Source organism: Mariluticola halotolerans, from assembly GCF_021611515.1.
In the GTDB taxonomy this organism is placed as follows: domain Bacteria; phylum Pseudomonadota; class Alphaproteobacteria; order Rhizobiales; family Devosiaceae; genus Mariluticola; species Mariluticola halotolerans.
In genome coordinates this window covers 2,996,214-3,009,219 of sequence record NZ_CP090960.1, presented here as the reverse complement: position 1 = coordinate 3,009,219, position 13,006 = coordinate 2,996,214, and the positions used below count along the sequence as shown (strand labels likewise).

The window sequence follows — 13,006 nt, the reverse complement described above, 5'->3', positions numbered from 1 at the left end:
GCTCCGTCCATTCAAGCCCATAGCTTGTCGATGCCAGAAAGAGGCAAATAACCACAGAGCCTCAAAAAGGGCGGAGGGAGCGGCGTGGATAGCGATCTCAAAGACGATTTGACGTGCGATGTTGTGGTGGTCGGATCCGGCGCGGGGGGACTTTCAACCGCCATTACCGCGTCCAAGCTAGGCCTTGATGTCGTGGTAATCGAAAAGGAAGGGGTGTTTGGCGGCACCACCGCCTTTTCCGGTGGCGTATTATGGATACCGGGCAACACGCTCTGCGACGCCGAGGACAGTGTGGACGCCGCCCGCACCTACCTGAAAGGCGAGACCGGCAATTTCTACGATGCCGCGGCGGTCAATGCCTTTTTGCAGCGCGGACCGGAAATGCTCGACTTCTTCCAACGCGAAACGTCGGTCAAATTCGTGCCGACGCTCTATCCAGACTATCATCCGGATGCACTCGGCGGCGTCGATGTAGGGCGCTCGGTACTAGCTGCGCCGTTCGACACCTCGGCGCTTGGCCACAATCTGAAGCGCCTGCGTCCGCCTCTTTCTACCATCACCTTCATGGGGATGATGTTCAACTCATCCAACGCGGACATCAAGCATTTCTTCAATGCCACAAAATCGGTTATATCGGCCGCCTATGTGGCCAAAAGGCTATTGAGCCATTTTTGGGAGATTGTGCGCTTTGGCAGGGGCACGAATGTGACCTCCGGCAATGCACTTGCCGCCCGTTTGGCCAAGAGCGCGTTCGATCTGGACATTCCCATCCATACCTCAACCCGGGCAAAAAAACTGCTGAGCGAAAAAGGCAAAGTCACCGGCGCCCTGGTCGAGGCGGACGGCAAAGATATCACCATCAACGCCCGCAAGGGTGTTGTGCTCGCAGCGGGCGGTTTTGCGCACGATCTCAAGCGCATTGGCGCAGCCTACCCTCACCTCAAAAGTGGCGGAGAGCACTTCTCGCCGGTCCCTGAAAGCAATACCGGCGATGGTATCGAACTTGGCGAAGAGGCCGGTGGTAAATTCAATTTGCGCTATCCCAACACTTCGGCCTGGATGCCAGTGTCGAAAGTGCCGATAGGCGGTGGCAAGTTCAAGGCTTTCCCGCATCTGCTGGACCGTTACAAGCCGGGCATCATCGCGGTGCTTAAAAACGGCAAGCGCTTTACCAATGAAAGCGAGAGTTATCATGACGTTGGCGCTGCACTGATAGCGGCCTGCGCCGGGGAAAAGGAAACCGCGTGCTGGCTGATCTGTGATTATCCAACGATTCGCAAGTACGGCCTTGGCTATGCCAAGCCTGCACCTGTGCCGTTGTCGACCTATCTGCGCAATGGCTACCTCAAATCCGGCAAAACGCTGGCCGATCTTGCCGGGGCATGCGGAATATCCACTGAAGGCCTCAACGAGACGATCGCGAGCTTTAACAAGGATGCCCGCAAGGGTAAGGATCCCGCCTTCAGGCGTGGCACGACATCGTTCAATCGTTATCTGGCAGATCCCGAACATCTGCCAAACCCCTGCGTCGGTCCGATCGAAAAGGGCCCCTACTTCGCGCTCAAGATCATTGTGGGCGATCTGGGCACCTTTGATGGTTTAGAAACGACCGTCGAAGGGCAGGTTCTCAACAAGGACGGCAAGCCTATTGACGGCCTTTATGCAGTGGGCAATGACCGCGCATCGATTATGGGCGGCAATTATCCTGGCGCGGGTATCACATTGGGGCCGGCAATGACCTTTGGCTACATTACCGGACGGCATCTTGCAGGCGCGGATTAAGGGTATCCAAAATGAGTTGGCTGGGCCTCGAAGGAAAAATAGCGGTTATCACAGGTGGCAGCGGCGGGATTGGGCGGGCGACCGCCGAAACGCTTTCGGAAGCTGGCGCGCGGGTCGCCCTACTCGATTATGACGGGACGGCTGCCGAATCGGCAGCGGCGGAGATTTCCCCGGATGGGAAAACCGCCATCGGCATCAGGTGCGACGTGAGCTCCCCTGAGGCCGTGCGCAATGCAGCCGACGCGGTCAGGGCCAAGTGGCCGACGGTGGATATTCTGGTCAACAATGCAGGTATTTTGCGCCCTGGCCCCCTTGAAAGCTTGCCGATCGAAGACTGGACGCGCATGCTGGAAGTCAATCTCACCGGCTGCCTTACGACATCGCAGATTTTTGGCGCCGCGATGATGGAAAAAGGTGCCGGTGCGCTGGTGCATGTGGCTTCAATTTCCGCCAGTCAACCGCAGCCTTTTTCGGGCGCCTATAGCCCCGGCAAGGCGGGACTTGCCATGCTTTCGCGCCTCTTGGCGTTCGAATGGGGGCCCAAAGGCATCCGCTCAAACGTGGTCAGCCCGGGCCTTGTGCTCACACCGCTCAGTGAAAAATTCTACGTCGACCAGACTACCAAAAGCGCCCGCGAGTCCATGGTGCCATCTTGTCGCATCGGTGCACCTCAGGATATGGCAAATGCCGTCGCCTTTCTCTGCTCGGCACGTGCAAGTTACATCAACGGCCAGGAAATTGTTGTGGATGGCGGCCTGTCGCAGACATTGATGGGATCGGTGCCGCGCCCTGGTTATTCGCGATAATCGACCACCAATGGAATACGCGGTTTTACGCCGCGTGCTCCTCTTCCATGTGACCGCCAAGAAACAGCCGTCCGACTCTGGGGTCCTTGAGCAGTTTGTCGGCTTTGTCGAACATGCGCGTCTGCCCCAGTTCAAGTACCAGACCATAATCGGAAATCGCCAGCGCGGATTTGGCGTTCTGCTCAACCATCAAGACGGTAACTCCGTTATCACGCAGGCGTTGTAAAGTGATAAACACCTCCTGCACTAGATTTGGCGACAGACCGATCGAGGGCTCGTCGATGAGGATCAGTTTGGGATCGAGCAAAAGGGCACGGGCCACCTCAAGCTGCTTTTGCTGGCCACCCGACAATTCGATGGCCTTGCGGTCCTTGAATTCGCGCAGCATAGGGAACTGGTCCATCACCACTTCCATGCGTTCGCGAACTTTTGATTGATCGTCCGAGGTGATGCCGCCCATTTCCAGATTGTGCCACACAGAAAGCTGCGGGATCACATTACGACCCTGGGGTACATAGGTCACGCCGCGACTTATCATTTCCCGTGGCGTTGAGCGGGTAACATCCCGGCCGTCGAGTAGTATCTGGCCCGACTGGATGTTGAGCAACCCGAATATGGCCTTGAATACCGTCGACTTGCCGGCACCATTGGGTCCGATGACTGTCGTTATCGAAGCTTTTGGAATCTCAAAGCTGGTGCCGTTGAGAATGGTGATCTTGCCATAACCGCCATAGATATCTTTCAGTTCCAGCATATCAACCTCCCAGATAGGCCTCGATGACCATCTCATTATTGCGGATTTCGTCAGGTGTCCCTTCGGCGATGATCGTACCGGCGGCCAGCACGATGATACGAGTACACAGGGACATCACGAATTCCATATTGTGCTCGATCACGACAAAGGTACTTTCGTGTTCCCTGTTATAGGTGATCAGACGATCCTTGAGATATTCGAGCATCGTCAGATTGACCCCGCCGGCCGGTTCGTCGAGCAAAACCAGACCCGGACCCGCCATGAATGCCATGGCTGCATCGAGCAGCTTCTGTTGTCCATAGGACAGCGATCCTGCCATCTCATCGCGCAAATGTTCGAGTCTGAAAAACTTGATCAGGCTTTCAGCTTCGCCTGACAAACCTGCGTCGTTGGCACCAAAGAGCCGCGACAGCATTGTGCCCTGATGCTCCTGGCCCGCCATAATGATGTTGTCGATCACGGACATCTGGGGAAACACCGATAATTGCTGGAAGGTACGGCCAACGCCTGCCCGATTGAGAATATGAGCCGGTTTGCCAGTCACAGGAGCGCCTTTAACGAACACATCTCCCTCATCGGGCGTTAGCTGGCCCAGAATGCAGTTGAACAGGGTGGATTTGCCGCTACCATTCGGCCCGATCAGCCCCAACACCTCACCCTTCTTGACGTCGAAACTGACATCGTTGACTGCCTTGATCGCCCCGAAGGTCTTGGAGATGTTACGCACGCTTAAAATGCTTTGTTCCTTACTCATAGCGACGCACCTTGTTTGAGGTCTCCGCGTTCGACCTGCTTGGGCCGCGTCAGGCGCTGCCAGAATCTGGTCCCGAGGCCAAAAAGACCGGTGGGCGAGAAGACCATGAGCACAAGCACCATAAGCGCATAGACCATCAGGTAGTAGCCCTCCGTGAAGCGCAACAGCTCAGGCAACAGCACGACAATCGCCGCACCGAGAATCGGGCCCAAGAAGAACCCGGATCCTCCTACCACCACCATGAGCAGCAGTTTTAGCGAGTGAATGAGGGCAAACGAACCCGGTTCGATAAACTGTACCAGCGGAGCCTGAATGGCCCCCGCGAGTCCACCGAATGCCGATCCGATCGCGAAAGCCAATAATGTCATGCGCCGTGTATTCAGTCCAAGAGAATTGGCCCGTATCGGGTTTTCGCGTAGCGCTTTGAAGGCACGCCCCCAGGGTGAATGAATGATCCAGGCCATGATGCCCGTCGCAATCAGAAAGCACACCAGCACGAAGTAGTAGAACTGGGTTTGCGTGCCGGTCTTGAACCCCAGAAATTCAGGCCGCGGCATGCCTACGAGACCAAAGGAACCGCCGGTAAGCCATTCTTCGTTGCGCAATACAAGGAAAACGAGCGCGTTGAACGCCAGCGTGACGAATGCCAGAAAGTGGTGCTGCACGCGCAATGCTGGATACCCAAGGATCAGGCCCACCGCAAAGCACGACGTCACTGACGCAAAAACCGCGAAAATCCAGTGGATGCCCGCAAGTGTCATCAGCGAAGTGACATAGGCGCCGATGCCCATAAAGGCCGCTTGCGCCAGGCTGACCTGTCCGGCATAGCCAAGGGTCAGGTTGAGACCCATGGCGGCGATAGAAAAAACCAGCCAAGAACAAAGGACATAAACGAAATAAGTGGTCTGCCCCATCGGCGCCAGAACCAGCACCACAATGGCTGCCAACACAGCCGCAATACGCAACCAGCTCATACCGCCCTCCCCTCGGTTGTTCCCACAAGGCCCTGCGGGCGCACCATGATGATGACGATTAGCAAAATCAGCGGCACCGCTGCCCTGTACTGGGCGGACACATAAGCGGCGGCGAGATTGTCGAGAACACCAATCAGCAGGCCGCCCACCAGCGCGCCGCGAATCTGGTTGAAACCACCGACAATGGCGGCAATGAACGCAATCAAGCCTAGGGTTTCGCCGTTAGAGAATTTGGCGAGATAAAAAGGTGAAATCAAAATCGAGGCGATAGCGGCAAGGAAGCCGTTAATGATGAAGGTGTACATCACCATTTTCTTGACATCGACACCCAGGATTTCGGCAACAGCAGGGTTTTGCGCGGTCGCCTGCATGCTCCTGCCGGTGCGGCTGCGCTGCAGGAACATCTGCAGACCGAGAATAACGAGCAGCGAAACCAAAAGATTACACACATCCTGGACGGATATCGCCGCGCCGAAGACTTCAAATACCGTCTGTGGAAACAGGGGCGGAAACGGTTGGCCCTGAGCGGAATAGAACTCCTTGACGCTCTCCTTCATCAGGAGGCCAAGCGCGATGGTTGCAATGACGAGCGGCAAGGTGCCGTGGGGTAACATCGGCTCCACGACCAATTTCTTGAACGCAATGCCAAGAACCAAAATGGATATGACGATTGCCAGAAGAATAGCTACCCACAAGGGCAGGCCGAAATATCCGGTTCCGATGAGCACAAAAAACGCCGGCAACATGACAAATTCGCCCTGAGCAAAATTTATGGCCTGCGACGCTTGCCAGAGCAGGGTAAATCCCACCGCAGCAAGTGCATAGACCGCACCAGCAGCAAGTCCGGATATCATTATTTGAAGAAATTCTGCCATTCGGGATTACTCTCAATTCAATAATATAGCCGACGCGTCCCAATGGTTCGCGTCGGCTACATTCGCGAACTAATCAGTTCGCGGGGAGGGTTTGCACAATCTGCTGCTGTCCGTTCGTTACCTGGACAAGGAAACTCTCGCGCGAGACCTCACCATTTTGATCCCAACAGATATCAAGCAGTAGGCCTGGATATTCCTTCGCCTGGAGACAGAGGCCATGCATGGTGTCAGCAAACTTCTGGCGATCGAATTCGCCGACCATCTCAGTCACATACTTGATGGCGTAGGCACCAATATATCCCTTAATCGCATTGTGATCAGGTCGATATCCAAATCGTTCGGTGAACTTCTTGTCCATGGCTTGGATTGTCGGCACCGGAGCGTCGGCAGAAAGACCGACGTGACTCATAACGCCCTCGGCCGCGGCACCTGCGAGATCAATAACTTTCTGACTACCAAGAACAGTGTCGCCAGCAATAGGAAGCTCTAGCCCTTGCTTTTCCGCTTCAATCAAAAATCTGGCACTTTCCTCCTCGGTCATGAACGCAAAAACAGCGTCAGCTCCGGAATTTTTGATCTTTACAACGTCCGCAGAAAAGTCAGCTTGTCCTTGTTCTGTGGGCAGATCGGCAGCAATCTCAAGATTAAACTCTTTGGTCACATCAACAAAAGCATCGTGGCCACCCTTGCCATATTCCGTGTTGGCCCAAACGATAGCAACCTTGGACGCTTTCAGGCCAAAACTGAGATAAGCACCAATCTTAGGCATACCCTTCTGGGATCCGAAGGCTGTCCGGAAGATAAATGGGTTACCCTTTTGTGTGATGGCCGGAGCCTCTGAGCCAGTCAACTGCGGGTAGCCGTTTTGCTGCGCCACAAGCATATTAACTACCGTCGATGACGAATAAACCGTGCCAAGCAGCACATAAGCACCATCATCAATGGCCTTTTGAACCATGGCGCGAGAGTTCTGCGGGTCCGTCTGGCTATCGTACTCCATTAATTCGATGTGCTGACCCAAAATGCCGCCGCTCGCGTTGATTTCATCAACGGCAAGATCAACGCCATCCTTCCAAACAGTACCTGCCGCGGCACCAGCCCCGGAAAGCTCGGCGATATTTGCGATTTTGACTTGCGCCTGAGCCCCGCCAACACCGATCGTCACAGCCATTGCAAGGCCAACTAGATATCTCTTCAGCATATTATCCTCCCTTAGATTGATTGCTGTAGATCGTTCAGGTGAAATTTCTTCCTAATAAGAAATCCACCAGTAGTTCCGCTTGCGCATCAAACATGCCGAGCCCCGGCATGGTTTTGCATCCCTTCGCGCCAGCGATTTCGAGGAGCGGCGTAATCGCCGGTTTGGTTATCGCGTCGGCAACGAATTGCGACGCAATCAGCTTGTCCGCCTCAACAGGCAGCGGATCGGTTTCGCGCATGCCCATAGGCGTAACATTGGCGATAAGATCGTATCCCTCAGGATCCGCACTACCCAATCCGGAACGCCCGGGAAATCTTATCTCTAGGCGTTCCAGAATGGCGTCACGGCGCACGTGATCAACTTCCGATATAGACAACCGGCTTGCGCCGCGCGCCAGAAATTCATAGGCGACCGCCGATCCCGCGCCCCCGGCACCGACCAGAAGCACACTCTTGCCATTCACATCGAAATCTCGCGCGGCGATACCCTCAAGATAACCGTGACCGTCGGTGTTGTCAGCAAACCAGGTGCCGTCAGCATCGCGCCTCACTACATTGACCGAGCCAGCAAACCGGGCCCGTTCAGTCACATGATCGGCCAGGGCCAAACTAGCCGGCTTATGCGGCACGGTCACCACGATACCATCAACATTCTCGGCACGGCGCGCCATGGCGAAAAAGTCCGCAAGGTCGCTGGCACGCACATGCGCAGGCACCAGCAGTGCGTTCTCTCCACGCGCCACCAAAATTTCGGTCAGCCGCCCCGGTGATTTCACCTGGGTGATTGGATCACCCACGATAAAAAACAGGCGCGTTTCTCCATCAAGCGAAACGTTCATAGACCTCCCCTTTGCGTGACCTGTTGCCAGCCCATTGTTTTGCTGATCGGGCGCCACTGCTCTTCTCGCGGCAAACCTGCCACAACAGACAATTTACAAAATGGACTGACTCACGGATTGATTGTACTTTTCCGTAGACAAAGCCGGAATGAATCAGGTTCAGGACGTGGATATTTTTCATCCTGCCACCCTATTTTGACTGAGATTTGCATCCGCTTTCGTTCGGGACAGATAGCGGCGCCAATGCGCCAATGACGCTGCAATTCCGGCGTTTAGCCTGGTCGATTGCGCGGCATCGACCCAGTCCGCTCTTTCAGCCCCCTCGAGGATTTCGGGTATCCTAAGAGGCAGGCCGTTTATCGTGGTTTGGGCGTCGGGCTGTTGTACTTTCAACTCGGCGACAAAATCATCGACCGAGGCATGATCACCGCCGAGGTCGTAAATCGCCGCGCCCGTGTCCTGCCGGTCAAGCGCGGCACAGAGGGCCTTTGCAGCGTCGGCGACGTACACAAACCCCACATTGCCTGAGAATTTGATTTCCGATGGCTTGCGCAGCGCTGCGGCACGCAAAGCGATGCTGGGGCCGGCGGCGATACCCGAACTCACACCCGGCCCGTAAATGATCGCCGGGCGAAAGCCCGCGCTTGCCAATCCCCATTGCAAATGCGCAACCCGCATCATGCCTTCGAGCGCGAGTTTGAAGGTGCCATAAAGCGTCTCGGGCCAAACAACACCATTGGTGCTCGCGCCATAGACCGCCGCGGTGCTGGCATAAGCAACACGAGCAATATCCGCCTTGCGGCACGCCGCAATCAGGTTCTGGCTACCGATGAGATTGACCTCAATGGCCCGCACCGGATCGCGATCGCAGTCAACGGTCATCAAACCCGCTAGATGCACAGCACCATCACAACCGGCGGCCGCTGCATTGACGGCATTGGCATCGCAGATATCAGCCACAACAATTTCAACATTCCCGTCCAGCCCTGCCTGGACGAAATCAAGGTTTTCCGGCTTTGGTGCAAAATCGAGAACGCGGACCTCGTGCCCGGCCTCAAACAAGGCGCGAACAACCCACGCCCCCAGAAACCCTGTGCCGCCGGTGACGAGGATCCGGCTCACGCCGCCGCTCCCGCACACGCGGATTCAGCTGCGATATAGCCAAACACGATGCCCGGACCGATGGTTATGCCCGGACCGGGGTAGACGCCGCCCATGATCGAGTTCATGTCATTGCCGCATACAAACAGACCCGGGATCGGCGTACCGTCCTGTCCCAGGATTCGAGCATGTTCGTCCGCCGCGAGGCCAATCGCTGAACCGATGTCACCCGGCCAGAGCCTCACCGCGTAAAACGGCCCTTCGGTCAATGCGCCCAAGGTGGGATTGGGACCGTGCTCGGGGTCGCCATTGGCGCGCTCATAGACTGTGCTGCCACGACCAAATTCCTCGTCTATGCCCGTTGCAGCATAGGTGTTGAATGTCTTGACGGTCTGCGCAAGAACAGCCTGATCGATATCGATTTTGCCGGCCAGTTCGGCAAGCGTATCGCCGCGCACCAGATAGCCGTCATCAAGATAGGGTTTGAGGTTTTTAGCGCCCGGCCGCACCATGCCGAGACCGTATTTTTTCAGCGCCGGGGCGTGACAGATCAGATAGACGGGAATAGTCGAACTGCCCTTGTTTGCCGCATACATGGCACTGACAAATTCGTGGTATGAGCGGCTTTCATTAATGAAGCGGCGCCCCGATTTATCCACCGTCAGAATACCGGGCTTGCTGCGATCGAGCACGAAATGAGGGAACGAGGCTTGTGTGCCATCGGCGCGCTTGCGAATGGACACAGGAGCCCAGAAGCAGGGTTGCGCCGCCCCTTCCGCGTAATGAGCACCGAGCTCCATGACGATATCATGCAGTTCACCGGTATGCCCGGGCGCTGCGGGACTCACTGGAGGAAGCGGATGGGGCAGCATTTCAGAACGTCGCTGGGGATGGCGGGAAAAGCCGCCACTGGCGAGAATGACACCATTTTTTGCTATCGTCTGCGTTGCCTTGCCATCAATCTGTATATCGAGACGGTGTGACCTATCTCCCAGGGGCGCGATGGCAGCAACTTTGGCGTTGGTGACGATATCGACATTGAGCTGCCGGGCGGCCATCAGCATGCGGCCGATAAGGGCGTTGCCCATGACGAGCCGCGTCCCCCGGCCAAAACGCATCTTTTGCCAATAATAGCTGCCGACCAGTTTCGCGGCATAGGCAAATGACTTCAAGGATTTGCCCATTTTAAGCAGATGAGCGATGTCATCGCGGTCGATCATCAGGCCGCCAAGGATGGTGAACTCGGGGATCGGCGGTCGCACAAGCTTGAGATCATCCCCCAGTGCTTTCGCGTCGAAGGGATAGGGCTCGAGGGCCCGCCCGCATGAGGTCGAACCTTCCAACTCATAAAGATAATCGGGATGAAACGGACGGGGGCGGAACTTCACGACGGTTGCGTCTTCAAGCGTATGAATTGCCTCGGGTCCGCGATCAACAAAGGCTTCCCGCATTTTGCGTGGTGCGCGGTTGCCCACAGCCCGGTCCAGGTAACCAAGAACCTTGTCACGGCTGTCTTCGGCCCCGACTTCCGATGCGTGACGGGTATTGGGCACCCAGGTTGTTGCGGCAGAAAGCGCGGATGTGCCGCCAAGAAATTCTGTGCGTTCGGCCAGCAATGTTTTGCACCCGCGCAGGGCCGAAAAAATGGCCGCCGCCATGCCCGCCGCCCCAGCGCCAAGCACGATGACGTCATATTCCGCGTTCAGTTTCGCCTGCTGCCCGATCAACATCGCCACTCCCTAAGCTCCGGGTCCATTCCCCCGGTCCGCCGGAAGGACTGCATGAGCCACCAGCGGATCGTCGCGCGCACTATTGTTGTTTTTAGAAAGACTTTCAAGAATAAAATTTGCTTCCATTTTTTAAATTGTGTTGCTACCTTCTCATCCATGCGGGGAGGCGGGAGGCCGCGAGTTTGAAAGAACTGGGTATTGGCATTGTTGGCGCAGGCGCGATCGGGCGCACGCACATCGCAGCGATCAGAGCTGTGGATGCGGTGGATCTGTGCGGCATCGTCGAACCGCATCAAGAGACCGCGCAAAAGCTTAAAGGCGAGGGCCTGCCGGTTTGTGCCGACCTTGATGCTCTGATTGCCAGCCGACCGGTCGGAGTTATCGTAGCCGTCCCAAACGATCTGCACCTGCCGGTTGCAACAGCACTGCTGCATGCAGGCATTGCGGTGCTGGTGGAAAAGCCGCTGGCCGACACAAGCGCCCATGCAAGACAGATTTTCGAAACGTCACAAAAGTGCGGCGTCCCGGGTCTTGTGGGGCACCATCGGCGTTACAACCCGATCATTCGTGCCGCCAGAAGCGTCGTGACCTCCGGTGATTTCGGCGACCTGGTTTCAGGCAATGTGTCCTATTGCGTCTATAAGCCCGAGGACTATTTCATGCCTGACTGGCGCCGCAGCGCCGAGGCGGGCGGACCGCTTTTGATCAATCTCATCCACGAAATCGATCTATTGCATTTTTTATTCGGGCCGATCACTCAGGTCGCGGCCCTCACATCAAATGCGCGGCGGCATTTCGCCGTAGAAGACACCGCCGGAGCGGTGCTCCGTTTTGCCAGTGGTGGCATAGTCTGCGCCACGGCCACAGATGCAGCCGTGGGGCCCTGGTGTTGGGACATTACGGCTGGCGAAAATCTCGCTCGTTTCCCCGCGCATGACGCAGTTTCCCACAGCTTTAGCGGCACGAGACGCGGGTTCAGCCTGCCTGACATGAAAGTCTGGACGCATGACGGCGCCCCTGACTGGACCAAAAAAATGTCTTCTTCAGTCACGCTGGTTGGCCACGAAGATGCATATGAGCGTCAGATTCTCCACTTTGCCGATGTGATCGCAGGCAAGGCGGACCCGATAGCCAGCCTTGAAGACGGGCTGGCAAATGTAACAATCATCGAAGCAATCAAGGCTGCCGCGCAAGAAAATCGCGTTATCGATATTGACGCGCCTCAAACATTAAGCCCACCTGACTCCGTTGCAAACGGAGGGCTTTTTTGATGTCGGGTGTCATGGAACGAACACTGTCCATTCTGGAGTTGCTGAGCCGCAATCCTGACGGATTGCAGGTGAGCATCATTGCCTCGGAGCTGGATATGCCCGCGAGCGCTGCACACAGATTGCTCAAGGATCTCTCGCAGCACGGCTATGTGCGGCAGGTGCGCAACCAAGGCGACTATGCCCTCACCATCCGCATGGCGGCGATCGGGCTGAGTTTTTTGTCCAAGACCGGGGTCACCGATATTGCCCAGCCAGTACTGGATCGGCTGGCCGAGCGCTCCAAGGAACTGATCCGCCTGAGCGTTATCGACTATCCGAATCTTGTTTGGGTAGGGGTGGCCCAGGGCGCAACCACTGGCCTGCGTTATGACCCAGGCCGGGAGCAAGGCGTCGTGGTGCATCTGGCGGCAAGCGCGGGTGGCCGGGCTTGGCTGAGCACTATGAGCGACGAAGAAGCCTTGGCCCTAGTCTCCGCGCAAGGCCTGGAGCCGAATTTTGCCGCCGGGCCCAAGGCACCGAAGACGATCACCCAGCTGCTGGAAATCCTCAAACAGACACGGAAACGGGGCTATTCCATCGCAACCGACAGCTATCTTGATGGCATGGCCGCCATGGCGGTGCCAGTGCGTCGTGCCGAGGATGGCCAACCTATCGGATGCCTGTCAATCGCAGGCCCCGCAGTGCGGCTGACACAGGCGCATATGGACGAATTATATCAACCGCTTCTTGAGGCCGCCGACGAAATCGGCAGCGCTTCGGAGGCATCGTTTTTCTTTAACCGCATCCGCCCGCAAGGCGGAGGCGGCCAATCTGCCGGACAGGCATCGCGCAAGGCAGGCTAACCACCTGCTGGTGGTATAGTCTTGCTGCACCGGATGCTTTGTCTCGGCGACAAGCCGATGAGTATTCAGTGTGGGAAT

General features: G+C 56.5%; 12 protein-coding genes. 4 read left to right on the top strand and 8 right to left on the bottom strand.

Annotated features, from left to right (window positions below):
* Positions 1-84 precede the first annotated feature (84 nt).
* Entirely contained in the window at positions 85-1,782 is a 1,698-nt protein-coding gene (locus tag L1P08_RS14365; RefSeq protein WP_303617673.1) for an FAD-dependent oxidoreductase, read from the top strand.
* Between the two features lie 11 nt (positions 1,783-1,793).
* Entirely contained in the window at positions 1,794-2,588 is a 795-nt protein-coding gene (locus L1P08_RS14360; protein ID WP_303617672.1) for an SDR family NAD(P)-dependent oxidoreductase, read from the top strand.
* A 25-nt stretch (positions 2,589-2,613) separates the two neighbouring features.
* On the opposite strand, the gene L1P08_RS14355 is transcribed toward L1P08_RS14360, so the two are convergent.
* The 8 genes from L1P08_RS14355 to L1P08_RS14320 all read right to left on the bottom strand — a co-directional run bounded on the left by L1P08_RS14355 (position 2,614) and on the right by L1P08_RS14320 (position 10,815).
* Positions 2,614-3,342, bottom strand: a complete 729-nt coding sequence (locus L1P08_RS14355) for an ABC transporter ATP-binding protein (protein WP_303617671.1) — start codon at positions 3,340-3,342, stop codon at positions 2,614-2,616.
* A gap of 1 nt (position 3,343) precedes the next feature.
* Positions 3,344-4,096, bottom strand: a complete 753-nt coding sequence (locus L1P08_RS14350) for an ABC transporter ATP-binding protein (RefSeq protein ID WP_303617670.1) — start codon at positions 4,094-4,096, stop codon at positions 3,344-3,346.
* Positions 4,093-5,070, bottom strand: coding sequence for a branched-chain amino acid ABC transporter permease (locus L1P08_RS14345; protein ID WP_303617669.1), 978 nt, complete (start codon positions 5,068-5,070; stop codon positions 4,093-4,095). The genes L1P08_RS14350 and L1P08_RS14345 overlap by 4 nt, the downstream gene beginning before the upstream one ends.
* Positions 5,067-5,945 (bottom strand): branched-chain amino acid ABC transporter permease, encoded by an 879-nt coding sequence (locus L1P08_RS14340; protein ID WP_303617668.1) that lies wholly within the window; start codon positions 5,943-5,945, stop codon positions 5,067-5,069. The genes L1P08_RS14345 and L1P08_RS14340 overlap by 4 nt, the downstream gene beginning before the upstream one ends.
* Positions 5,946-6,018: 73 nt before the next feature.
* The gene (locus L1P08_RS14335; protein ID WP_303617667.1) at positions 6,019-7,146 is read right to left on the bottom strand and encodes an ABC transporter substrate-binding protein; all 1,128 of its coding nucleotides are present in this window, start codon (positions 7,144-7,146) and stop codon (positions 6,019-6,021) included.
* 34 nt (positions 7,147-7,180) lie between these two features.
* Positions 7,181-7,984, bottom strand: coding sequence for a shikimate dehydrogenase family protein (locus L1P08_RS14330; protein ID WP_303617666.1), 804 nt, complete (start codon positions 7,982-7,984; stop codon positions 7,181-7,183).
* Between the two features lie 177 nt (positions 7,985-8,161).
* Positions 8,162-9,106 (bottom strand): NAD-dependent epimerase/dehydratase family protein, encoded by a 945-nt coding sequence (locus L1P08_RS14325; RefSeq protein ID WP_303617665.1) that lies wholly within the window; start codon positions 9,104-9,106, stop codon positions 8,162-8,164.
* A complete protein-coding gene (locus L1P08_RS14320; protein ID WP_303619589.1) occupies positions 9,103-10,815 on the bottom strand; it encodes an FAD-dependent oxidoreductase in 1,713 nt (570 codons plus the stop codon). Before L1P08_RS14320 ends, L1P08_RS14325 begins: the two co-directional genes overlap by 4 nt.
* A 182-nt stretch (positions 10,816-10,997) precedes the next feature.
* Here L1P08_RS14320 and L1P08_RS14315 point away from each other — a divergent pair, with 182 nt between their 5' ends.
* Entirely contained in the window at positions 10,998-12,086 is a 1,089-nt protein-coding gene (locus L1P08_RS14315) for a Gfo/Idh/MocA family protein (RefSeq protein WP_303617664.1), read from the top strand.
* Positions 12,087-12,097: 11 nt separating this feature from the next.
* Positions 12,098-12,928: an IclR family transcriptional regulator gene (locus L1P08_RS14310; protein WP_303617663.1), complete on the top strand. Its 831-nt coding sequence runs from the start codon at positions 12,098-12,100 to the stop codon at positions 12,926-12,928.
* The last annotated feature ends 78 nt before the right edge of the window (positions 12,929-13,006 follow it).

Coding starts and splice junctions, on each gene's coding strand:
- L1P08_RS14360 (WP_303617672.1), top strand. CDS start 1,794: ATGAGTTGGCTGGGCCTCGAAGGAAAAATAGCGGTTATCACAGGTGGC.
- L1P08_RS14355 (WP_303617671.1), bottom strand. CDS start 3,342: ATGCTGGAACTGAAAGATATCTATGGCGGTTATGGCAAGATCACCATT.
- L1P08_RS14350 (WP_303617670.1), bottom strand. CDS start 4,096: ATGAGTAAGGAACAAAGCATTTTAAGCGTGCGTAACATCTCCAAGACC.
- L1P08_RS14345 (WP_303617669.1), bottom strand. CDS start 5,070: ATGAGCTGGTTGCGTATTGCGGCTGTGTTGGCAGCCATTGTGGTGCTG.
- L1P08_RS14340 (WP_303617668.1), bottom strand. CDS start 5,945: ATGGCAGAATTTCTTCAAATAATGATATCCGGACTTGCTGCTGGTGCG.
- L1P08_RS14335 (WP_303617667.1), bottom strand. CDS start 7,146: ATGCTGAAGAGATATCTAGTTGGCCTTGCAATGGCTGTGACGATCGGT.
- L1P08_RS14330 (WP_303617666.1), bottom strand. CDS start 7,984: ATGAACGTTTCGCTTGATGGAGAAACGCGCCTGTTTTTTATCGTGGGT.
- L1P08_RS14320 (WP_303619589.1), bottom strand. CDS start 10,815: ATGTTGATCGGGCAGCAGGCGAAACTGAACGCGGAATATGACGTCATC.
- L1P08_RS14310 (WP_303617663.1), top strand. CDS start 12,098: ATGGAACGAACACTGTCCATTCTGGAGTTGCTGAGCCGCAATCCTGAC.